Below are 22,581 nucleotides of genomic sequence, written 5' to 3'. Positions count from 1 at the left end.
CTGTTTAGTGGTACTTCATTACACCCGGTAAGGACAAATGGGAGGGTCGAGCATGAAGAAAAAATGGTTTGTAATGTTAACGGTTGTATCTTTATTGCTTATGGTGTGGGGCTGTGGCAATTCTGGAGGAAGCTCCAGCAGCGGAACAAGCTCCGTATTGGATGCTGGTGCAGGAGAGAATGCTACAGAGCTGTCTTATTGGACCTTTGTGGAGCTACATGGTCAGCACTTTGAGAAAATGCTGGGCAAATGGAATGAGGCCAATCCGGATCGGCAGATTAAGCTCAATGTAACTGTAATGCCTTACGATGACATGCATAACAAGCTGTCCATAGCTCTGCAGACGGGAACGGGCGCCCCGGATATTTCAGATATTGAACTGGGAAAATTCCCTGATTTTCTCGCTGGCACACCACATCTGGAGCCGTTGAATGATGTTATTGATCCCTATCGGGATACCATCGTCGAGTCTCGCATCAATATTTATTCAAAGGATGGCAAGAACTACGGCGCACCTACACATGTCGGTGCAACAGTAGCATTCTACAATACAGAGATTCTTGAGGAAGCCGGGGTAGATTATACCAAGATCGTGACCTGGGATGACTTCAAGAAAGCCGGCATTCAGGTCTATGAGAAGACAGGCAAATATATGGGGACCGCTGATACGAGCGCTACCTGGCAGTCTGGGATTATGCTGGCGCAGCAGGATACAGACTTTACGGATGCAGACGGACAGCCTCAGGTGAATACGCCAGAAATGATCAAGGGCCTGAGCGTGCTAAAAGATCTTCAGGACAATAACGTGATTGCCACCATAGCTGGAGGGCAGCCGGATACAGAGGAAGCCTATGGCGAATTCAATTCAGGGAACTATGCTACTGCGTTTATGCCACTATGGCAAATGTCCAGATATACGAACTATATGCCTGATTTGGCTGGGAAGATCGCGATTGCTCCTCTGCCAGTCATGGAAGAGGGCATGCCAAGATCACTCGGAGGTGGCGGCACTGGTACTGTAGTTACCAATACGGCTAAGGATGTGCAGCTGGCCAAGGAGTTCGTAGCATTCGCCAAGCTATCTGAGGATGCTAATATTGAAATCTGGAACACCTTGGGCTTTGACCCGGTGAACCTGGATGTATGGTCCATGAAGGACATCACGCACAACCCGGAAAATCAATTCGTGAAATATTTCGTGAATAATCCATTCGATGTACTGAACGAGATCAAGGATGAGATCCAACTGATCAAGTCCACCTCGGCCAATCCGACGATCAACAATGTGCTATGTACGGTGACATTAAATGAGATTTTTGAAGACGGTCGGGATATTACGGAGGCGCTCAACGACGCCCAGCAGCAAATAGAGCAGGAGCTTAAATAGCCTAGAGAGTCGAATTTCGGATGTAAATTTGTTGTAGAGATAGGAGTGAGCTGCTCTGTATAGAGCGGCTCTATTTTGAGGAAGGGAGTAAGAGAGATGATCAAAAATTTCCTGTACTCGCAAAAGGTTGCTCCATACGTATTTGTTCTGCCTTTTGTTATCGTATTCGCCGTCTTCTGGGTATATCCGTTACTGAACTCCTTCGAGATGAGCTTCCAGAAAATTTCTTTGGGGCAGGAGGCGAACTGGGTTGGCGTAGACAACTACACTCGGCTTCTGAGTGATGGGGTCTTCTTGAAAGCTGTACTGAACAGCACGATGTACATGATCCTGACGCTAGCGATTCTGATTCCTTTCCCGATGCTCTTCGCCGTGTTAATCAATAATCGGATGATGTGGGGGAGAGAATTCTTCAAGTCATCCTTCTTCTTCCCGGCGTTGACCTCTGTCGTGGTGGCGGGTACCATCTTCCGATTGATTTTCGGAGAAATGGATGGCTCGCTGATGAACAGTGTGCTCGGCTGGTTCGGTATTGATCCAGTCAAGTTCCTGAAAGGGCAGGTTACGGGGTTCATTGCCTTGCTTGCACTCGCGACATGGCGTTGGACTGGGGTCAACATGCTGTATTTCCTGTCGGGACTCAAGAATATTCCAGATGAATACTATGAGGCTGCTTCGATTGACGGAGCCTCTGCATTTCAGAAATTTCGCATGATTACTGTGCCTCTGCTGAAGCCGACGACGATCTATGTTGTGACCATCAGTATTTATGCGGGCCTTGCGATGTTCATTGAGAGCATGATGCTCTGGAACGGGAACAATTCGCCGAAGAACATCGGACTTACGATTGTTGGTTACCTGTACCGACAAGGAATTGAGAAAAATAATCTCGGCTACGCAGCGGCTGTAGGGATTGTGCTGCTGGCGGTTACGATGATTATTAATCTGACGCAGCTGGCCTTTTCCGGCTTGTTCAAGAAGGAGGATTAAGCATGAAGAAGGATGTGGTTGTTCAGTCTTATTCCGGTCTGCGGCAGGATGCACAGGTGAAGAGAAAAGAGCTGCTTCTTAAAATCAGTCTTGTTGTGATCTTTTCTATACTATGCGCGTTGATCCTACTCCCGTTCTATGCGATCGCCCTTGCTTCCTTCAAGCCTGGTCAGGAGCTGATTCGTTATGGATTGAATCTAAGCTTTGATACGTCTGTAATGAGCTTCAACAACTATATGTATCTGTTCACAGGCGATCATGCTTACTTTACGTGGTTCTTCAATTCGATCCTGCTTACGGTGGTACAGGTCGCATTGACGCTGTTTATTAGTGCGACTGTTGCTTACGGGTTCGCGGCTTATGAATTCAAGGGCAAGAACTTTCTGTTCATCTGTGTGCTGCTCATTATGATGGTACCTTTCGAAATTCTGCTACTGCCGTTATACACGCTCATTCATAATCTGGGGATGATGAATAGCTACTCGGCGATTGTACTGCCTGGTATCGCTAGTGCAGCGACTATTTTCTTCTTTAGACAGTACCTTAGCGGCATTCCCAAGGAGATTATCGCAGCCGGGCGTGTTGATGGGGCGTCGGAGTATGGAATCTATATGCGTCTGATTCTGCCCATCATGAAGCCTTCTTTTGCAGCTATGGCCATTCTTAACGGGATGAATAGCTGGAACAATTTCCTGTGGCCATTCATGGTACTTAGTGACGAGCGCAAATATACATTGCCAATCGGACTCAAGACCTTGCTGACACCCTACGGTAACAACTATGATTTGCTTATTGTAGGATCGTTTTTCTCCATTATTCCGATCTTTATTTTATTCGTTGCTTTCCAGAAATACTTCATTGATGGGATGACAGCGGGCGCAGTGAAAGGCTAGTCAAATATATTAAAATTTAATCTTGCCAACGGTCCTTGATTTTGATATACTCATTTTTGTTGTCACAAGGACATTGTTTATCAAGGCCCGTTGGTCAAGGGGTTAAGACACCTCCCTTTCACGGAGGTAACAGGGGTTCGAATCCCCTACGGGTCATAAGGCTATTCCATAGCCGCTTGAAAGATGAGAACCCCTAAGGTTCGTCGGAGCGTAGGCTTCGGTAGGAATACTTCGCAGTCGGCTCACATTGTGAGGCGCATCCCCTACGGGTCATAAGGCTATTCCATAGCCGCTTGAAAGATGAGAACCCCTAAGGTTCGTCGGAGCATAGGCTACGTTAGGAATACATCATATTAGTAAGAGCCATTAGCTCAGTTGGTAGAGCACCTGACTTTTAATCAGGGTGTCGAAGGTTCGAGTCCTTCATGGCTCACCATGAATTGTCTGCGCGGTCGTGGTGGAATGGCAGACACGCTATCTTGAGGGGGTAGTGGGCGTACGCCCGTGGAGGTTCGAGTCCTCTCGACCGCATCTGAATCGACCAAGAGTCTCTTCCTTCGAAGAGGCTCTTTTGTTATTTTACACTTGCTGTGGACTTCCGATCATGATGACAAATAACACGCCACTTATGAAAAAATCTGCTTTAGTGTACAATGGAAGATATGAGTTTTTGAGTATCTAAGGATCGAGAGTGCATATAGTGCGTCTATGTGCTGCTTTATATCAGGGAATGGCGGTGTATGATATGAATGAGCCCATATTGGTGAATATATCAGAGAATCTGCTGGGGATTCTACCCTTAATCGGAAAGAAGATCATTGCCCCGAAGCTAGTGGCCAATAATCTTCGTTATCCGCTGACTTCTTCGAATGTCCAGGTACTATTCATACTATGGGAGATTCGGAGGTCCACAGTATCGGATTTATCCAAGCATTTGCATGTGTCTAGGCCCAATATGACTCCTCTGATTGATAAATTAGTGGAATATGGACTTGTTGAGCGAATTCAAAGCGAGTCTGATCGGCGTGTCATTGATGTGTCGATTACCCCGAGTGGAGATGAGCTCTGCTTAGAGATCAGAGATTCCATGATTGAGACGGTGCAGAAGAGGCTAACTGTACTGGAGGAAGAGGATTTGGCCCAGCTTAATGAATCGCTGAACCAAATCAAGTCTATTTTGATGAAGGTGGACAACGTTCCCTTTTAGAGTCATAGTCATATTGGATATGTGCTTCTGATCTTCTGCTAGGCGATTCTATCCGAATGGAGCGGGTGCCGTTCAGGAAAGAACCGCCTTGTGTGCATATTGTGGTATAATATATTAAAATATCTCAGTATTTGCATTCTGGTAATGTAACTCAAGTTCGGGTGGAAGGCGGTTGAATATGCAATCGATCTATCAGAGAATTGAAGCGCTCATCGCAGAGCGGGGACTAACCAAGAAAGCGTTTTGTGCAGAGCTTAATATTAGTACTGGCAATTTTGGTGACTGGAAGCGTGGCAAGACTAAGCCAAGCGCAAGTAAGCTCATTGAGATTGCCACCTTTTTTGGTGTCTCTTTGGATTGGCTGATGATGGGACGGGATATGGGCAGAGATTTAATTAAAGAGCAGCGGGAAGCTTATTTTTTTGACATCATGGGGCAATTGAATTGCCAAGATAACGAGTTAGCTGAAGCGGAGAAGGACTTTATCAAAGAATACATAGAGTTTACAAGATTTCGTAAAGGAAAGCTTCAGCAGGCGAGTACTATGGAAGACGAGGAAGTCGAAGAACGTACTGTTGAAGATACTCAGTCCTCACAAAAATCCAATGAATAAAATGGATGACCAATATACAAAAGCCAGAATGAGAGCTGAAGGCCCCATTCTGGCTTTTGTTATTGTCTAATTGTATGACGGTTATCTTTTAAGGATGATCAAGGATGGAGGAGTAACCGGGATATAGTCGGCGAATGCAATTCGGGCAAATGTCATGTGTGCAGTCGACATGAGTATGCTTAAACAGGTAATCCTCAAGAGAGAGCCAATGATTAGCTTCGTCCTTGATGGATTTGCACACAGCGCAGACAGGCAGCATGTCCTGAACATGCTGATGGCTACTCATAGCAGTTAAGGCCTCTACCAACCAGCATTCTCTGTTTTTATAGTCTGTAATATTCGTATGGGAAATGACAAGTCCGCTGATCTTCAGGGAATGTGGCTCAATGAATGGGGTTATTTCAAGCAGGAACCAATCATTCCCTGCGCAGTGTCTGCGAAAGTATTCCTGTCTGTGGAAGTGGAGATCTCCTTGACTGACGTCATGAAAGCCTTTGCGAAGTAGCAGATCATCACCCTTGTGCTGCCAGTGTAGATACTGGAAGTAGTCCTGGCCCGCCCAATCAAAATTTGCAGGTCTGCCGTTGTGCATTCCGGCAATGATCCAGGCTTGATTTGCAGCGTGAATAATCCCTTGCTTATCAGTGGCCACCACTTGACTACGCAAGGAATGAATGGCATCCTCCAGAGACAATGCCTTGGTTCTGACCAATATCGTTCACACTCCCCTACCTGTAGTTGCGAGACATGACCCTTAGTCTTGGTCTAACATATGTATGCCTAGTATTTCGATAACCTGCTGCCTATATCGGTTCGCTTTTCTTGTGCCGTGAATCAGATTGGACAGGCGGGAGGGAGGTATTCCGTATTGCTTGCAAAAGCTTTGTTGATCAAGCTGTAGCTCCGCAAGTCTACGCTTAATAGCCCATCCCAGGGCAGTGACAGGTTTTCGATTATTCATGAAGATTCGCCCCTTATGATTTTCCAAGATCGAACGCTATACTATAATTCATGGTAAAACAGGCATGATTTAACCTTTTACGTCATTATACACTTGTTTAAGTGTTCTTACAATCTTAAATTACTTTGATAAGGTACTTTTGGTGACGTTATTAAGTCCTTGGATGAAAAGGAATACAAAGATAAGAACTCCTGCCGCAGGGGAGAAGAGCGGTAGGAGTTCTTTGGGATGAGGGGATGTATTTGGTCTTTCCGGGGCGACATTGTAGATGTTGCTTACTTTAGCTCGTCTGCATGTGAGCGTTCTGCCGTATAGGCAGCAGCATGTGCGCTGTGGAGATGGAATGGGGTACTACAGGACGCTGGAATTCAGCAGGGTCCAGGTCTTTGATGATATTCCACTCCGATTCAACCTCCTCCAGCATCTGCCGAGCTGTGGCTCGCGTCTTGTCCGGTGCGATGTTCAGACGTCTGGCGGCATTAAATATACAGGAGCTCACAGCAGCATCCAGATAGCCAGTAACAGCTTCGTTCTGATCAACCTCTAGCTGGAAATTAATCCATGCGTGGACTGTGGCAAGTGTTCCAGCGGCTTTATAACGATGTAGACAGGCTTCAAACTCCTCGAATTGGATCCAAGGATATAGTGCCTTGGCAAGCTTGATCAGCTTGGAGGAGGATAATGCATTGGCATCCTTGGCGTGGTCGCTTTGCTGAGAGTAGAGCATCTTGTCGATCAGCGCAATCTTCCAGCCATCCTGCTGTGCGGTGGCGGTGTAGATCCCCTTGATGGCCATCCCATCTGTTCTCACCAGATTACATAGGAGGTGATCCCGCATATACTCATGTACTTCTTCAAGCGTCTTGATCTGTCCTGAAGCGACCCTGGCATACAGAATATAGGCTTGTGAGTGGCCGCATGCTGGGGTTGTAGGGTTTAACAGATGAGCATAATCAAGCAATCGACTACTCTTGCTCATGGGGGCTCCCTCCTTAGGTTTGATTTACCTGACAACTCGCTATCCATGTTACTCTCTGTTTATATAGTAAAGTTTTCAATACTTATATTTTCGTGTGATGTATTCTATCATTTAAGTGAAGATTTCATTGCTTCCTTTGCTTTATGGAGTTTATTTTTACATAGATATAAAGAGTTTGTCAATATAAAAAGCCATATTTTAGTGATTTATCTACCTTTTAAGTTATGTTCTATAACATGCAAATTACATAAAGGTAACATTTGTGATTCGACGTTGCATAGATCAAACATTTCACTTGCTGGATTTATGTAAATTGATGATTGAATTATGAATTAGAGGTTTACAAACTCATAAATAAGGAGTATAATAAATCTGTTGCCATTAAATAATACATGCGGTCGTGGTGGAATGGCAGACACGCTATCTTGAGGGGGTAGTGGGCGTATGCCCGTGGAGGTTCGAGTCCTCTCGACCGCATCCTGATTTAACAACAGAAGTAAGAACCCTTGTTCATTGAACAAGGGTTCTTTTTTTGCCTTGAAGGAAGACTCTCATATCGAGGAATAGTGACGATCACGTCGGACCTATTGTTCTAGTAGCTGCCGGATATCGGGTATGATGTCAGCTGGTGGAGTATTTGGCGCAAATCGCTTGATGACATTCCCGTCGCGACTGACCAGAAATTTGGTGAAGTTCCATTTGACTGCCTTGGAGCCGAGTAGACCAGGAGCCGCTGATGCCAGGTGCTTGAAGAGGGGATGAGCTCCATCGCCGTTCACTTTGATTTTCTCAAACATAGGGAATGTGACTCCATAGTTAATCTGACAAAACTCCTGTATGTCATCGCTTGACCCCGGCTCTTGATTGGCGAATTGATTACTCGGGAATCCCAGAACCTCCAGACCTTGCTCATGAAGCTCGTTGTAGAGCTCCTGTAATCCTTGAAATTGGGGTGTGAAGCCGCATTTGCTGGCTGTATTGACAATCAGGAGTACCTTGCCCCGGTACCGGGATAGATCCACGGTCTCTCCTTTTAATGAAGTGGCAGTATATTCATAAATACGCATCGTAATCTCCTCTCAGTGTGGAATTTCCTCAGTTACTATCATAAATTCATGATAAATCTTTAGCAAGCTTTCCCATACCCCCTAAGGATCCTCAGCTATTTAGCCAGCGAACACCTGATAGACGAGAATGACATTCAGGGTGATAATGATGGCCGCAATCATCCAGGCTAATATATTCTCCCAGCGTCTATTCACGAATTCGCCCATCTTGCTACGATCACTGGTGAAGCGAATCAGTGGGATGATCGCAAAGGGCAACTGCAAGGACAGCACGACCTGACTAAGCACGAGTAGCTCCTCGGTGCCTCGCTCGCCTGAGATCGCAGTGACGATGACGGCAGGAATGATGGCAATCAATCGTGTCACCAAGCGGCGGAACCATGGAGGAAGACGCAGATTCAGAAACCCTTCCATGACAATCTGTCCAGCTAAAGTACCAGTAACCGTGGAGTTCTGTCCAGATGCCAGCAGTGCAACACCGAATAGGATACTTGCCATGGTCGTTCCTAGCAGAGGAGTGAGTAGATAATAAGCGTCGCTAATCTCCGCAACACTCGTCATCCCTTTGGCATGGAAGACAGCTGCCGAGACAATCAGTATCGCTGCATTAATGAATAGTGCAAAGGTAAGGGCAATCGTGGAATCGAGTGTTGCATATCGAATCGCTTCTCGTTTGCCGGCACTGGAGCGCTCATAATTGCGTGTCTGCACGATAGAGGAATGCAGATACAGATTGTGCGGCATAACCGTAGCCCCCATGATCCCGATGGCGATATAGAGCATGCCTGAATGAGTCAAAATGTCTGTGTTCGGGATGAATCCACTTAGCACTCCACCCCAAGCAGGCTGTGACAGGAACAGATCAATTCCGAAGCACGCGGCAATGGTAGCCATCAACACAATGACCAGAATTTCAAGAGAACGGAAGCCTTTGTTCTGGAGCAACAAAATAAGCATGACGTCGAAGGCGGTAATGATGACTCCGTATAGAATCGGGATACCAAGCAGCAGCTTGAGTGCAATAGCTGAGCCAATGACTTCTGCCAGATCCATGGCAGCGATGGCTAATTCACACATGATCCACAGCAGCATGACAATCGGGCGGCTATAATGCTCCCGGCAAGCCTGTGCCAGATCTCGGCCTGTAGCAATTCCTAATTTTCCGGATAGGCTCTGCAGCAGGATCGCCATCAGATTGGAGATTAAGATCACAGATAGCAGACTATAGCCGAATTGCGAACCGCCAGCAATATCGGTTGCCCAGTTGCCTGGGTCCATATAGCCGACAGCTACCAGATAGCCCGGGCCTGCGAAGGCGAGAAATTTTTTCAGCCTCGATGCATGGCGCGGGACGGACAAAGAGGAGTTCATTTCCGCGAGAGAAGCGGTCTGAACCGGTGGTTGTTCTACGTGTTGTCCCATTTCTATCACCTCATGTATTGTACAAAGTCAATTGATTTTCATCAGTTTCATCTCCTTACATTGTACTCTTTCAAATATTTTTGTCTAGTGCAACTTTTGTGTCTGGAGGCAAATGGGGCGTATTAACGAAGACTTGAGGCAACGTTGTGATAGACGTTTCATTTATGGTGAGAAGTTTAAAGGAAATATAGAGAGGGCAACCTACCTGCATTACTACACTATCTAGGCTAAAGGAGAGATTGGAATGGACGCATTATATACAGCAACAGCAATGGTACACGGTGGTCGGACTGGACATGTCGCTTCTTCCGATGGTGTGTTGAAGCACGATCTGAGTATGCCTAAGGAATTGGGTGGAGGCGGAGGCAACGGTACGAATCCTGAGCAGCTTTTCGCAGCAGGGCACGGAGCTTGCTATGAGAGTGCTTTGGCCAATGTGGCCAGAAAAGCGGGGGTCAAGCTGGAGAACTCTGAGGTTACGAGCCATGTGTCTATAGGGAAAGATCCAGCCGACGGAGGCTTCCGTCTCGCTGTACGACTGGAGGTCAAGCTTCCAGGTATAGAACGGGAGCAGGCAGAGAAGCTGGCGAGGGATGCACATGCATTCTGTCCATATTCCAAGGCGACTCGCGGGAACATTGAGGTTGAACTGGAAGTGGTCTAAAGCTCGGATTCAAGAAAGCGTAGGCCGGGGCAACAGCTCTGGTCTACGCTTTTTTTGTGTGTCTATCGTGCTGCATACGCATAAAGTAGGACATCACATTTATATAAAAGTAGAGAAGTAGCAAGCAACTAAAGAAGCAATGCTTACATAAAATGATATCCGTTTATCATCATATGGAAAATAAACTTGTCTTTTTGTGAGTTCATACAAAAATAGGATGTCCACTATTGAAATTGTATACATATTAAGTGTTAATTGATGATTATCAAGTGAGTTTAATTCACATTCTGATGAAGAGCGTCCATGTTTTTACGAAAGCAGAGCCCGCCATAAAATAGAGGCCTTTGTGTAAATTCGACCAAAGAAGGTGTGTTTATGAGTAGTAATCCTAATTCATTGTCTGTTGCCCGGACGTCCTCTGCTCCTGAGCTTCCTCGTGATTGTACGTTTTCCGCGGAGGATTGGAGGGTGCTGTCTCCATATTGGTACCCGGTAGCTCATGCAAGTGAGGTAACTGATCAGCCGCTCGCTGCCAAGCTGCTAGACATGAAGCTGGTCTTATACCGCAGTGGTGACAAAGTGGTGGTGGCGAGAGATCTGTGCTTCCATCGAGGAGCACCGCTCAGCAAGGGCTGGATGCAAAATGGAGAGATTGTGTGTCCGTATCACGGCTTTCGATATAATTGTGAAGGGAAATGTACGGCGGTTCCTGCCCATCCTGCTGCTAAAATCTCTCCGAAGCTGAAGCTGATCGTCTACCCTTCGGTGGAACGCTATGGTCTGGTCTGGACTACGCTCGGAGGCGGCGGAGAGGAATTAATTCCTGATTTTCCGGCGTGGGATGATCCCGATTATATTCAGATTCTGCCTCCGCCATTCGACATTGCGGGCTCGGCGGGGCGGCAAATGGAGGGATTCCTGGACGTATCCCATTTTGCATATGTACACACCGAGACCTTTGGTGATCGTAATAATACCGAGGTGCCGCAGTACACGGTCAAGCGCGATGGTAACGAACTGATTGCCGAATATTGGAGTACGGTGAGCAACTATGGAAAAGGGCAGATGAATGCAGCGCCAGAGGGCTTCCAGTGGTTAAGGGAATTTCGGGTCTTTCCGCCATTTGCTGCTTCGCTCACCGTCTATTTTCCTGAGGAAGGAAGACTGAGGATTCTGAATTGCGCATCCCCGGTGTCTGCGAGGTACACCCGATTGTTTTGCCCTATCGCCCGTAATTTTGATAAAGAGGCCCCGATCGAGGACACGATCCGTTTCAATTTGCAGGTATTTGATGAGGACAGGGAAATGGTGGAATCCCAGACACCGGAGGATCTGCCGCTGGATCTTCATGCGGAGGCACACATTCCAGCAGACCGTACTTCAATCGCCTACCGCCAGCTTTTGACGGAGCTTGGCCTGGGTCGGAATTATACATCATAATTCGTTATCTCTCCTAGCAGTGGTCAATCATATAGATGCAATTGCACATGTAATATTGGAGTGATCTGTGCATAATCAAGGGCTGGCAGGGCTATCTGTCAGCCCTTTTGTCGTCGTTTGTATTTGACATCAAAGTGAAAATTCTTTAATATGACTTAGGTGATTCAGGTTTTTGCTGAACAAATTTGAGAACACAGGTGATGTTATGTCTTCTTACAGACCGAATATTGTCAACTTTACAAAAGCCAGCAGTAACGAGAACGAAGGGCTCTATGAATTTATGATGTACCTCGAAGACGGAACTGAATGTCGTGTCTTCTATCAGCGTCATCCGGAATGGACAATGACTAACATCAGCCGTTTGCTAAGAACACCTTGTCCTGTCTGCCGGAAGGATTTCATTTGCAAATGCATGGATCAGTTCAAGGGAGAACTGGGACAGCAACTGCACGATCATAACTGGCTTGAGAAGGCTGCTGCCGAATAAGCAGGAGTGCGCGCGAGAGAACTATAGAATGTATGAAGCAATTCGCATTTCAGACATCTTACGATGTGTGTGAGGATTGCCCATCAAGACGCCGTGATGAGGATTACGGTGTTTTTTTGTACTATAATTTGTGTGTGGATTATTCCATAACAGTCTGGTGCAAAAGGAGGGATTCCCATGACAAAAACCTCGCCTGAGGTGCCTACATCGGCGGAGGAGCAGGAGCTTGTACAGTTATCTGCTTCATCCGCTATCGTGCTCATTGATGGAATATGTCATTTTTGCCAGGGGGCAACGCGGTTCATCATTGCACGGGACCCAAAGGGATACTTCAAATTCGCTTCTCTGCAATCTGAACGTGGTGAGCAGCTGCTGCAGGCTGGAGGAATATCAGCTCAGGCCCTTGATACACTTGTCCTTATCGAACAAGCACGCTATTACACTCGCTCTACAGCAGCGCTTAGAATAGCTAGAAGACTTCGCTCGCCCCTTGCAATGATGTATGTCTTCATTCTGATTCCTGGGCCGCTACGGGATGCAATGTATCGGTATTTTGCCCGCAATCGGTATCGCTGGTTCGGCAAAGCCAAGGACGATTATTGCCAGATGCCCGCGCCGGAGATCAGGAAGCGTTTTTTGTAAGACGTCTGCGTAGCAGCCAGAATACCAAGGCCAATAGAACGATGCCAAGGCCTGCTGTCCATGCTATACGCTGGATATTGGGGGCCTTGACGACCACATTTACCGTATTGGGCTGGAGCAGGGATATATCCCAAGTAAGCGTCTTGCCGTCCGGGGATACATGATCTGCATTATGGGTCAGTGGCTTAATAGGAAGAGTCAGGCTAAAGGACAGATCGAGCTGATTGTCGAGCAGTCGCTTGGTCAGGAAATTCATGCTCTGGATACGCTGGGTCCATGATTCCAGGCCCCCGCCACTAATGAACTTCATCAGATCCGCTTGAGCCTGTATGTCATATTCGGTCGTGAACAGGTGGCCCGTCTCCAGACGTGTAAAAGACAGACCTGGTGGTAAAGGCTCGGCTCCTGTGGTAGTCGTGCTATCCGTACGTTGCTCAGTTGCAAAATGTCGTCTGAATTCAAGTCCTTGTCTTCCTGCCTCCTGCAGTTCCTTCACCTCGATCTCGTAAGGCTCCAGCAACCTGGTGATGATGCTCAGCGCGTCTGGGAAATTCAAGGTCTGCAGAGCCTGGTCACTGATGCTGACAAAGGCCTCGAGATCAGTGCTGTTGTCCCGATTGACCGTCACATGTGCTGCTCCCCTCGCGCAGGCGCTAAGCAGCAGCAGGCAGCCTGACAGAGCTGCTATAACGGCGATCAGCCGTAAATGTCTGGACAAGCGGAGTCCTCCTTTCGTTAGCTGTGGTTCAGAAAAAAGTTGCCTGTAGCTCATATCTATGATAACATACCTGTAAAAATATAGAACGTAACGGAAGCACCGTTCACCATTGGCTGTATAGCGATGGATGGACGGTGCTTTTTTGCGTTCGTGGAACGGAAGGGATGTGATGCTATTTGATGTCGATTACAGCCGTACTTGCCACGGAGAATCGTGAGTACATTGAGCCATTGTTGGATTATCTGCACGGAAGTGAGTACAGCAGGCAGCTGCGGATTACGGCTTTCTCACAGTCGGAGTCCTTTGCGCAATTTATGGAGGAATCGTCATTGAACAGAAGGCTGCCAGATGTCGTAGTGGCGGAGCAGGCATTTCTGGACTCATGGAATGGCTATATGGATTGTGAATACCCGCTCTTGCTGTTAAGTGAGCACGGAGCCACTGTGGACGGAAGAGCGGGTATTGCCATGTATCAGCCGTTGCCCCGATTGCTGGAGAAAATATTAGATGCAGGCAGACTACAAGCTGCAGTCACGAGCAGGCGTATCCGTGAGGGAACACTTACGATGGGCATAATCTCGGCAAGCGGAGGGACGGGGAAGACGACGACCGCCCTGAACATGGTCAAGCAGTTAGGCGGAGCCGGCTATTCTGTGTTCTATCTGAATCTGGAGACGTTGGATTCGAGCTCGTTATTTCACGGCCAGGGAGAAGCTGCTGGAAGGGGCTTATCAAGATTGCTGTACGATCTCAGGTCTGGCAAGGATGAACGCCATAAACAGAACTCGAGTATTCTTCCGATTCAAGAGTACGCGATGCGGCACTCCGTGCTGAAGGCTGATGTATTCGCTCCTCTTGCCAATCGCAAAGAGGTGCTTGAGATGGATACGCAGGAGACGTCTGCGCTAATTCAGGCAATTGTGGATGGTGGCGGCTATGATGTCCTTGTCATTGATGCTTCTACTGAGCTGAACGGACGCTTGCAGGGTGTATTGGACAGAAGTGATGAATTAATCTGGCTGTTGAATGACGAATTGCTCTCCATGCATAAATGTATGCTGTGGCTGGAGCTGCTCCACAAGGAGTACTCATCTGCCTACGAGGGCTGGATGAGCAAGGCACACTTTGTCGTGAATCGGTATATGGGGGAATTGGCAAATACACCTCCTGCTCCTATAAAGCTGTCAGGTTACCTTCCGTATATTCCCTCCTGGAAGCAGATGCAGCTGGATGAGCTGCTGCTTAGCTCACCTATTTTCCAGCGAGAGGTGAGGTTGCTTTGTGGAGCCATACTCGGGGATGAGCTATAGAATGCTGATGAGTGCTGCTGGGATGATGGTGACGATAAGTGAGGATTACTAGCGACTAATGGTGAGTGTACAAGGCATAGCAGGGCGATATGAATGCCTGCCACCAAGGGAATGCATGGAAGAGAATACGGCGAAGAAAGGAGAACGGATATGAACGAAGAGACATTTCTAGCGCTTCGCAATGACATCCGTACAGGACTGAATGTCATCTCATCCCTCGATGATCAGGAGCTTATGGAGCAGATTGAACGCCGAATTCTGCAAGATCGTCAGCTGGATGAACTGACCTCACGAGAGAAATACAGGCTTGTGCGTCGCATTTTTGATTCCTTCCGGGGACTTGATGTGCTGCAGCCGCTCGTGGATGATCCTTGTATTTCGGAGATTATGATCAATAGTCACCGTGAAATTTTTGTGGAGCAGAGCGGGGAGATCATCCAGGTGCCTGTGGCTTTTGAGTCCAGAGAGAGGCTGGAGGATATTATTCAGACGATTGTGGCGGGAGTCAACCGCATTGTGAACGAATCGTCTCCGATTGTGGATGCACGGCTCCGTGACGGTTCTCGTGTGAACATTGTCCTGCCACCGGTGGCCTTGAAGGGGCCAACGTTAACGATCAGAAAGTTCCCTGATCGTCCTTTGACTATGACGGACTTAATCGGGCTTCATGCACTGGATGAACAGACCGTAGAATTGTTGAAGCTACTTGTAAGAAGTAAATACAACATCTTCATCAGTGGGGGAACCGGGTCAGGGAAGACGACTTTTCTCAACGCGCTGTCTCAGTATATTCCAGCAGATGAACGGATCATTACGATTGAGGATTCGGCTGAACTGAAGATTGTCACTGTCCCGAATCTGGTGTCCTTGGAGACTAGAAATGCCAATACAGAGGGGAAGGGTGCCATATCCATCCGTGATCTGATTCGAGCCTCGCTCCGGATGCGCCCGAATCGAATTGTAGTCGGTGAGGTGCGTGGCGCCGAGGCGCTGGACATGCTGCAGGCTATGAATACTGGACACGATGGTTCCTTGTCCACCGGCCACGGTAACAATATACACGATATGATCAGCCGTTTGGAGACCATGGTGCTTAGTGGAGCAGAGCTTCCGCTGAGTGTAGTTCGGCAGCAGATTGGCTCGTCGATTGATATTATCGTCCATTTATCCAGACTTAGGGACCGTTCACGGCGCGTGATGGAGATTACTGAGGTCGTGGGCGTAAGAGATGGAGAGGTGGAGCTGAATCCGTTGTACAAATTTCAGATTGATGGGGAGATGGATGGACGTATTACAGGACACTGGGCGCCTTGTGGGGACGGAATGGTGCATGTAGACAAGTTAGTGATGTCCGGATTCGAAATCCCTGTGGTCTTGGGGGAGAAGACTTATGCGCCTGTATCGTCTTCCTAAAGAGCGGAGGGCAAGAGAGAACAAGATAATAGGACAAAAGGTAAGTGAGTATAGAAATGAGGATTCCTCCGCGGACAATTCTTCAGGACATATCCTGCCTAGCTATACAGTGTATATGCTGTCCAAGCGACAGCGTTGGGTTATTTTAGTGCTCTCAGGTGGTCTGCTCTACGGTATAGGTTACTTGTTTTATCATCATGCACTAATAGCTCTAATTCTTGCGAGTGGTGCAATAGCCTGCCCTGGACCGTACAGTCGCTTCTTACTTGCAAGGCGAAGAGCGACGCTCAGTATTCAATTCAAGCAGGCATTATATTCGCTGTCATCTTCTCTGGCTGCGGGCAGATCCGTGGAGAACAGCTTTCGAGAGGCCGTTCAGGATCTGAAGCTGCTCAGCCCGGAAGGGGAGAATGATCTTATCCGGGAGTTCGGCATTATTATAGCGCGTATGGAGTACGGGGAGCCTGTAGAAGCTGCGTTGCTGGATTTTGCTCAGCGAGCTGCGATGGAGGATATCACGAATTTTGCGGATGTATTCGTTACCTGCAAGCGTACTGGTGGAGACCTAATTGAGGTCATGCGCAGAACTTCTAGCGTGATTGGAGAGAAGCTGGAGATTCAACAGGATATCCGAATTATGATTGCCCAGAAAAAATTTGAGGCCAAGGCGATGTTCGCAGCCCCGTTTCTGTTCGTACTGTTCATGAACCTATCTGCCGCGGATTATATGGAGCCGCTCTATAGCGGTGCAGGCAGAATAATTTCTACACTATGTCTTCTGGTCTTGGGGCTATGCCTAATGTGGATGAGCCGTATCGTCAGAATTGAAGTATGAGGAAGGGATAAGGGAAATACATGATTGAATTTGTCTTGGTTGTACTGGTTCTGCAAGTGGGCGGCTGGGTGGTGCTGAACCTAATGCACGGTAAGAAGTATCGTTCGATACAAAGCATCAGAATGCCGGGATTACGGCTACAAAGGTTGTCGGGTCCATTTATATGGATAATACTGTCGTCGCGCTTGACTCAGCGTTGTCCACTTCTGATGTTCCGACTGCAAAGAATGATTGGTAAGTTGCATGGAATGGATCAGCTTGGGGAGAGAACAATTCTACTATTGGCTGAACTGATGAGTTATAGCTATGGAATACTGGCTCTCGGCTGCCTGTTAACAGTCATAACGGGTGGAGACACTGCGGGGCTTGTCTTGAGCCTGCTACTAGCCTTACTTGTTCCTGCTGCGCTGCTCAGAGATTTGCATACGAAGGTGATCAACAGGGATCAGGCCATTCTCATGGAATTACCTGAGCTATTGGGGAAGATCATGCTGCTCGTGGGGGCAGGGGAGACGGTACAGCGTGCTATGCTGCACTGCGTGAACGAGAAGAGTGGGGTTACTGAGCATCCACTGTATAAGGAGCTGAAGCAAGCAATTGGGGAATGGAATAACGGATACTCATTTCAGCAAGCTCTTGAGCAGTTAAGCAAGCGTTGTGCCATTCAGGAAGTAACGATCTTCACCACAACGGTGTTGTTAAATATGCGTAGAGGCGGCAGTGATTTTGTCATGGCACTGCACGAGCTGTCTCAGACACTTTGGAGCAAAAGGACCTCGATCAGTCGGATTCGTGGGGAGCAGGCATCATCCAAGCTGGTGTTTCCCATGGCGCTGATCTTGTTAACGGTCATTGTATTAATTGGAGCACCCGCTTTTATGATTATGGATCTGTAGGAGGAGAAAGCGATGTTAATGACGATAGCTTCAGGTTGGAAGAGACTGTGGAAGGAGGAAGAGGGACTTGGCACCCTGGAAATGATCCTGATTATTGCCATTCTTATTGCTGTGGCTGTTATTTTTCGAAAGCAAATCACAGAGATTATTTCCAGCTTGCTAGAAAAGGCAGATAAGAAGAGCAGTGATTTTATGGACGGCAAATGAGTCGGGAGCTGGGTTCCGATGAGGCGGGGAGCTTTTCGCTAGAAGCATCCTTGGTGTTTCCTATCATTATGTTCATTATTTTTATACTGCTATTCTTCTGTCTGTATTTATACCAGAAATCCATTCTCATTCAGGTTGCCGCTACTGCTTCCGAACGAGCGGCTTATAGTTGGGACAATAGCTATAAAGTACCGACAAATGGTGCGGTGGAGGAAGGGCAGCGTGATCCTCTGTATTGGCGTATGACAGATGATGCGATGATAGGGGCACTGTTTGGCTGGACTGGGGCCGATACACGGCAGGCTGTTGCTATACCAGAAATGTCAACGGGGCAGGGCTTGCCACAGAAGAAGATGTCGCAGGCAAGCGGGGCCATACCGGGCGGAATGAAGGGGCAGCAGTATTATGAGAATTTTATGATTAACCGGAGGGTGACGACGGAGCTAAGCAAGATGATACATCTGCCTTTATTAAGCCGTGTTCTGGAGGGAGACAGACTGTCCATCTCAAGCTATGCCGGGGTGGTAGACCCTGTTGAATATATAAGAACTATTGAACTGATGCGCTATTATGGGCCGAAGTTCAAGGGAACTGGTCAAGGGATACCATTGAAGACCGGCGCAGCAGGGGCAGTGCTACAGGATTACGCAGCCAGAGAAAATTAAGCCCAGAGTGGGAAGAGGAGAGGTAAAGATGTTCCGGCATAGGCACAACGAAGAAGGTGCAGTTTCTGTTTTTTTAATTATTATTCTGGCCTTTGTCTTTGCCTTCACCGCTGTATTCATTGATTACGCTCGTATCGCAGCCCTGCATGTTCAGACGGAAAAGCTGGCTCATGCAGCAGTCCGATCTGTAATGTCCTCCTATGATCCGGTGCTACAGCAGCAGTATGGGCTATTTGCTTATGGCGAAGGGACAGGTAACCGCATAATGACTAAGGTTCTGAATGACAGTACAATAGTTACTTCGCGTGAAGGAGCCTTCGGCTTGATGAGGAGCCGTCTGGACAGCAGCACCTTGAGTATGGATAGGATGCTTGGTAGCTATGGGGTGTTCAATACTCAGATTCGAGAGGATATGAAGTACAGGGCACCCGTCACCTTTGCATACGAGATCGTGGATAAGCTGAAGCCGATCTCCCAAGAGATGAAGGAGGCCTCCCATACAGTCGATTTGCTGAAGCGGCTGCATAAGTTGTATGAACAGCGTGAAGCCAAGCTTGATGAGGCCTTAAACCAACAGCGTAAAGCAGCGGCGGGAGCCACAAGTCTTAGTAAGCTTATCATGGGGCAGAGCTTACTTGAGATGAATAAGTACATCTATGAGGAGATGGATAATGCTGCTGATGCAGCATCGCAATATCTGGATTACCTAGATCGTTATGAAGCATTCAAAAGGGACCCTACCGAACGCAAAGAGAGGGAGCTTCGCGAGTTCAGACAACAGTTGAACAGGCTTCTAGCTCATATCCAGAGCGAATTGGACAGCTTCAGGCAGAAGCATGATACGGGGTTGGTTAAAGCTGAGGCATTGCTAGCAGAGGCCAGAAATATTAATGGTGAAATGAGGCTGGTCATTGCCCAATATAAGCAGCGAGCTGCTAATGACAGCTATGATACGGTGAGCTCATCACCATCACCCACAAATGCCGCTGTGCCTGCAGATGGCCGTCTTGCGGCTACCAGGGATAGAGTGAGCGAATTGCTTACTTCAGAGGATGTATTCCGATCCGTGGAGACAGGGATCGCTCAACAAAGAAATGCGTGGAATGCAGCTAACAACAATATAAGGAGCATGATTACAACATTAAATAAAATTCCTCTGCGGGAGCATACCGACCTGGAAATGAAGGAAGCCGTAAGACGAGCTTTTGACCGTGTGTATGCTTACGAGAGGGCGTACGTAACGAAAGGCAGTAGCAATAAGCTGGATCAGGAGCAACAGGCACTCGATAGTGCCCGTGGGTCTGATCGTGAGCGCAAAGAGATGGAGAAAAAAGCTACCGAGAGGCTGAAGGAAGCATACGGGCTAATTGATCTGTTAACGAAGACCAAGGAGTCCAACAACTCTTTTCAGGAGCTGAAAGGATATTATGAACAAAGTCTCGCGTTCAATTCAACTGCAGCTCAGCGGGCTAGCTTGGTGAACCATTCGGTTGACCCCACCGAAACTGGTGGAGCGGCAATGAATGCCATGGACCAATTATATGAAGCGGCTGCAGGCATGCTGAGCAGCATGGGAGATGAATTTTTTCAGAATGAATATGCACTCTCGTACTACTCACATATTGATTTTGGAAGATTCAAGGATGTGATTGGTTCAGGCACCTCCAGGCAGGGGTTAACGCAGGCCTTGGGTGATCAGTTAGAGATTGGTAACCAGGAGGCTGAGTACATTATTTATGGGTTTCATAATGCTACGGGTAACCTGGCAGCTGCTTATGGTGAGATTTTTACTATGCGAATGGCCATTCGGACGATGGAGGGTCTACAGAAATATTCTTCATTAGGACATCCGCTTGCTGTACTAGCAGCAGCATTACTGTACGGAGTGGAGAAGGCCATAGAGGATATGCTGATGCTGGCTCAGCAAGGCTATTTGTATTTATCCGACTACGTTCGAATTAAGCTCACCTACAAGGACCATCTCAGATTATTCATGATGATGCGCAGCAGTAAAGAACAGAAGTTGTCTCGCATGCTGGCCTTGATTCGTTATGGGACAGGGGTAAACCCGGCCGAAAGACCGACCTATGCAGCAGGTGAGGTGCGAAGTGGTATCAGGCTGTGGTTCCTGCCTGGAGTAATGAAGATGGTAGGAGCAGCTTCTGGAGAAGGTGAGGACATTGAGCATGGAACCTATTATGTCCGAAAGCAGGCACATTTCTCTTATTAAGCACCGATCTGGAAAGGTCTGGGGACTGGAGCGAGGGAGCATTGTGTTGGAAGCTTCTTTGGTCCTGCCTGTGTTCATGTTCTTCGTGATCCTGCTGGTATACATCGTACAAATGACGGTCTTCTCAACAGCTCTGCAGACGGTTGCATCTGAGGTAGCCAAGCAGGTAGCAACCAAGATCTATCCTGTATCGCTAGCCTTGAATAATGCGGATACAACTCTTGGAGATCTTGGGGAGCAGGAGATTGTACCCAAGCTTACGATGGGAGAGATGACAGAGCAGTTCGGGCAATCGTTACCGGAGCCGATCGGGCTCTGGGTAGGAGATGCTGTAAGCTTGGGGACTGAGCCATTTGATCGAATGAAAGGAAAGATTACAGAGGCTATGCTTGATCCCGTTGCCAAGCCGTTGCTTAAGCCATTCATAGATGACCGTATTCTGGACTTGGATCGTATTCATGTTACCAGCGTTCATCTTCCTGCACTCCGGGGCAGAAGCGATCCTTATTTTAAGATCGAGCTATCCTACGTCCTTCCTATACGTATACCTTTTGTTCAGCGTGAGTTGGTCCTGCAGGCGACGGCAGAGGAGCGGCTCTGGATTGGGGATACCGGTGAAGAAGTAGGAGATGAGGCTACGTCAGATGTCACGGGTACGATTCAGCTTATCGAAGCACCGAAGCCAGCTATCCGAGGAGTGTATAACAAAATACGGGCCAAGATTGAGCCAGGTGGCTCGGCTAATCTGTCCATCTATTACAAGTCAGGTGCAAGTGTGGCAAGACACGTAGGATGGGCTGTGGCAGATGAGCAAGGCTACATTGAATGGAACTGGTTCGTGGGTACGAATACGACCCTTGGTACATGGAGTTTTGTAATCGAGAGCGATAGTGGAGCAACGCTTGAGGGTCCACTGGAGGTGGCAGACAAAGCTAACAAATAGTCCATATGATATTTCCAGATTGATTAGAGCTGAACTTATTATAAAAAAATGCTGAATTAAAGAACTTAATTGGGGGCGTCCATATTGAGCTGGATGTATATAGGGTGCGCATGCTTCTTGCTGATAGCACTATTTACGGATATACGGTCCATGAAAATACCGAATAAGCTTACAATACCCACTATACTTTCAGGGCTGATACTGCACGGATATAGTGATGGCTGGGCTGGGATTCTTTTTGCTGCTGCAGGACTTGGCACCGGATTCGGGCTACTGTTCATTTTATATTGGGTAGGTGCTGTTGGGGCTGGGGATGTGAAGCTATTTGGCGGGATTGGGGCTTGGACTGGTGTTGCTTTCGTATTACATGCCGCATTCTATTCCATCCTGTACGCAGGTTTGGTTGGAGTCATTATGCTTCTCTGGAGACGTGAGATGGTAGGTCGTCTACGAAGCTTGCTGCTACAGATTGGAGGGTTCCTATTACTTAGAAGTAAGGTGGCCCTTGCAGCAGGAAGAGATTCTTATCTGCGTTTTCCATTTATGATTGCTGTAATTCCAGGGGTTATCAGTACTTATTTCTATTTGATCCATGCATAAGGAGGGCAGGAG

Annotated in this window: 24 protein-coding genes and 4 tRNA genes; 22 read left to right on the top strand and 6 right to left on the bottom strand. The window is 47.7% G+C overall.

Annotation, left to right across the window (positions count from 1 at the left end; genetic code table 11):
• Positions 1-52: 52 nt before the first annotated feature.
• The 8 genes from K331_RS0106620 to K331_RS0106585 all read left to right on the top strand — a co-directional run bounded on the left by K331_RS0106620 (position 53) and on the right by K331_RS0106585 (position 5,090).
• A complete protein-coding gene (locus K331_RS0106620) occupies positions 53-1,387 on the top strand; it encodes an ABC transporter substrate-binding protein (protein WP_028589670.1) in 1,335 nt (444 codons plus the stop codon).
• A 96-nt stretch (positions 1,388-1,483) separates the two neighbouring features.
• Positions 1,484-2,377 (top strand): carbohydrate ABC transporter permease, encoded by an 894-nt coding sequence (locus K331_RS0106615; RefSeq protein WP_028589669.1) that lies wholly within the window; start codon positions 1,484-1,486, stop codon positions 2,375-2,377.
• A 2-nt stretch (positions 2,378-2,379) separates the two neighbouring features.
• The gene (locus K331_RS0106610) at positions 2,380-3,270 is read left to right on the top strand and encodes a carbohydrate ABC transporter permease (protein WP_051289672.1); all 891 of its coding nucleotides are present in this window, start codon (positions 2,380-2,382) and stop codon (positions 3,268-3,270) included.
• Between the two features lie 84 nt (positions 3,271-3,354).
• Positions 3,355-3,426: transfer RNA gene (locus K331_RS0106605), tRNA-Glu, on the top strand.
• 204 nt (positions 3,427-3,630) lie between these two features.
• Positions 3,631-3,706, top strand: a tRNA-Lys gene (locus K331_RS0106600).
• Positions 3,707-3,718: 12 nt separating this feature from the next.
• Positions 3,719-3,801 (top strand) — tRNA-Leu (locus K331_RS0106595).
• A 214-nt stretch (positions 3,802-4,015) separates the two neighbouring features.
• Positions 4,016-4,477, top strand: coding sequence for a MarR family winged helix-turn-helix transcriptional regulator (locus tag K331_RS0106590; RefSeq protein ID WP_025678179.1), 462 nt, complete (start codon positions 4,016-4,018; stop codon positions 4,475-4,477).
• A gap of 178 nt (positions 4,478-4,655) precedes the next feature.
• Positions 4,656-5,090: a helix-turn-helix domain-containing protein gene (locus tag K331_RS0106585; RefSeq protein ID WP_028589668.1), complete on the top strand. Its 435-nt coding sequence runs from the start codon at positions 4,656-4,658 to the stop codon at positions 5,088-5,090.
• Positions 5,091-5,178: 88 nt separating this feature from the next.
• Here the strand turns inward: K331_RS0106585 and K331_RS30910 are convergent, their stop codons facing one another.
• The 3 genes from K331_RS30910 to K331_RS29040 all read right to left on the bottom strand — a co-directional run bounded on the left by K331_RS30910 (position 5,179) and on the right by K331_RS29040 (position 7,030).
• A complete protein-coding gene (locus K331_RS30910; RefSeq protein WP_051289670.1) occupies positions 5,179-5,802 on the bottom strand; it encodes a hypothetical protein in 624 nt (207 codons plus the stop codon).
• A 42-nt stretch (positions 5,803-5,844) separates the two neighbouring features.
• Positions 5,845-6,051: a hypothetical protein gene (locus K331_RS0106575; RefSeq protein ID WP_028589667.1), complete on the bottom strand. Its 207-nt coding sequence runs from the start codon at positions 6,049-6,051 to the stop codon at positions 5,845-5,847.
• Positions 6,052-6,331: 280 nt separating this feature from the next.
• Positions 6,332-7,030, bottom strand: coding sequence for an urease accessory UreF family protein (locus K331_RS29040; RefSeq protein WP_028589666.1), 699 nt, complete (start codon positions 7,028-7,030; stop codon positions 6,332-6,334).
• 394 nt (positions 7,031-7,424) lie between these two features.
• Here K331_RS29040 and K331_RS0106565 point away from each other — a divergent pair.
• Positions 7,425-7,507 (top strand) — tRNA-Leu (locus K331_RS0106565).
• Positions 7,508-7,614: 107 nt separating this feature from the next.
• Here the strand turns inward: K331_RS0106565 and K331_RS0106560 are convergent.
• Positions 7,615-8,097: a glutathione peroxidase gene (locus K331_RS0106560; protein ID WP_028589665.1), complete on the bottom strand. Its 483-nt coding sequence runs from the start codon at positions 8,095-8,097 to the stop codon at positions 7,615-7,617.
• A gap of 99 nt (positions 8,098-8,196) precedes the next feature.
• Positions 8,197-9,519 (bottom strand): Nramp family divalent metal transporter, encoded by a 1,323-nt coding sequence (locus K331_RS0106555; RefSeq protein WP_028589664.1) that lies wholly within the window; start codon positions 9,517-9,519, stop codon positions 8,197-8,199.
• A 244-nt stretch (positions 9,520-9,763) separates the two neighbouring features.
• Here K331_RS0106555 and K331_RS0106550 point away from each other — a divergent pair, with 244 nt between their 5' ends.
• The 4 genes from K331_RS0106550 (at position 9,764) to K331_RS0106535 (ending at position 12,752) form a co-directional block, all read left to right on the top strand.
• Entirely contained in the window at positions 9,764-10,183 is a 420-nt protein-coding gene (locus K331_RS0106550) for an organic hydroperoxide resistance protein (RefSeq protein WP_028589663.1), read from the top strand.
• Between the two features lie 375 nt (positions 10,184-10,558).
• On the top strand, positions 10,559-11,623 hold the full coding sequence (locus tag K331_RS0106545; RefSeq protein ID WP_028589662.1) for an aromatic ring-hydroxylating oxygenase subunit alpha: 1,065 nt from the start codon (positions 10,559-10,561) through the stop codon (positions 11,621-11,623).
• Between the two features lie 205 nt (positions 11,624-11,828).
• On the top strand, positions 11,829-12,110 hold the full coding sequence (locus tag K331_RS0106540) for a hypothetical protein (RefSeq protein WP_051091171.1): 282 nt from the start codon (positions 11,829-11,831) through the stop codon (positions 12,108-12,110).
• Positions 12,111-12,287: 177 nt separating this feature from the next.
• On the top strand, positions 12,288-12,752 hold the full coding sequence (locus tag K331_RS0106535; RefSeq protein WP_028589661.1) for a thiol-disulfide oxidoreductase DCC family protein: 465 nt from the start codon (positions 12,288-12,290) through the stop codon (positions 12,750-12,752).
• Here K331_RS0106535 and K331_RS0106530 read toward each other — a convergent pair.
• The gene (locus tag K331_RS0106530; RefSeq protein WP_028589660.1) at positions 12,733-13,470 is read right to left on the bottom strand and encodes a hypothetical protein; all 738 of its coding nucleotides are present in this window, start codon (positions 13,468-13,470) and stop codon (positions 12,733-12,735) included. The two genes, K331_RS0106535 and K331_RS0106530, sit on opposite strands and share 20 nt — an antisense overlap.
• 179 nt (positions 13,471-13,649) lie before the next feature.
• On the opposite strand from K331_RS0106530, the gene K331_RS0106525 reads away from it, so the two are divergent.
• The 9 genes from K331_RS0106525 to K331_RS0106485 all read left to right on the top strand — a co-directional run bounded on the left by K331_RS0106525 (position 13,650) and on the right by K331_RS0106485 (position 22,569).
• A complete protein-coding gene (locus K331_RS0106525) occupies positions 13,650-14,780 on the top strand; it encodes a P-loop NTPase family protein (RefSeq protein ID WP_051289668.1) in 1,131 nt (376 codons plus the stop codon).
• A 150-nt stretch (positions 14,781-14,930) separates the two neighbouring features.
• A complete protein-coding gene (locus K331_RS0106520; protein ID WP_028589658.1) occupies positions 14,931-16,193 on the top strand; it encodes a CpaF family protein in 1,263 nt (420 codons plus the stop codon).
• A complete protein-coding gene (locus K331_RS0106515; protein WP_028589657.1) occupies positions 16,171-17,028 on the top strand; it encodes a type II secretion system F family protein in 858 nt (285 codons plus the stop codon). Before K331_RS0106520 ends, K331_RS0106515 begins: the two co-directional genes overlap by 23 nt.
• Positions 17,029-17,048: 20 nt before the next feature.
• The gene (locus tag K331_RS0106510) at positions 17,049-17,924 is read left to right on the top strand and encodes a type II secretion system F family protein (protein ID WP_028589656.1); all 876 of its coding nucleotides are present in this window, start codon (positions 17,049-17,051) and stop codon (positions 17,922-17,924) included.
• A gap of 12 nt (positions 17,925-17,936) precedes the next feature.
• The gene (locus K331_RS0106505; RefSeq protein WP_018886609.1) at positions 17,937-18,131 is read left to right on the top strand and encodes a Flp1 family type IVb pilin; all 195 of its coding nucleotides are present in this window, start codon (positions 17,937-17,939) and stop codon (positions 18,129-18,131) included.
• On the top strand, positions 18,128-18,796 hold the full coding sequence (locus K331_RS0106500) for a TadE/TadG family type IV pilus assembly protein (protein WP_028589655.1): 669 nt from the start codon (positions 18,128-18,130) through the stop codon (positions 18,794-18,796). Before K331_RS0106505 ends, K331_RS0106500 begins: the two co-directional genes overlap by 4 nt.
• Positions 18,797-18,824: 28 nt before the next feature.
• Entirely contained in the window at positions 18,825-21,026 is a 2,202-nt protein-coding gene (locus K331_RS0106495) for a TadE/TadG family type IV pilus assembly protein (RefSeq protein WP_028589654.1), read from the top strand.
• A complete protein-coding gene (locus K331_RS0106490) occupies positions 20,995-21,969 on the top strand; it encodes a TadE/TadG family type IV pilus assembly protein (RefSeq protein WP_028589653.1) in 975 nt (324 codons plus the stop codon). The genes K331_RS0106495 and K331_RS0106490 overlap by 32 nt, the downstream gene beginning before the upstream one ends.
• Positions 21,970-22,053: 84 nt before the next feature.
• Positions 22,054-22,569 carry an A24 family peptidase gene (locus tag K331_RS0106485; protein WP_025678150.1) on the top strand — a complete coding sequence of 172 codons (516 nt, stop codon included), beginning with the start codon at positions 22,054-22,056 and terminating at the stop codon, positions 22,567-22,569.
• Positions 22,570-22,581 lie beyond the last annotated feature (12 nt).

Origin of the sequence: Paenibacillus massiliensis subsp. panacisoli DSM 21345 (assembly GCF_000426545.1) — a bacterium.
Classification (GTDB): Bacteria; Bacillota; Bacilli; order Paenibacillales; family Paenibacillaceae; genus Paenibacillus; species Paenibacillus panacisoli.
Note: the sequence above shows the minus strand (reverse complement) of the source record. Positions and strands in the feature narration are given on the sequence as shown.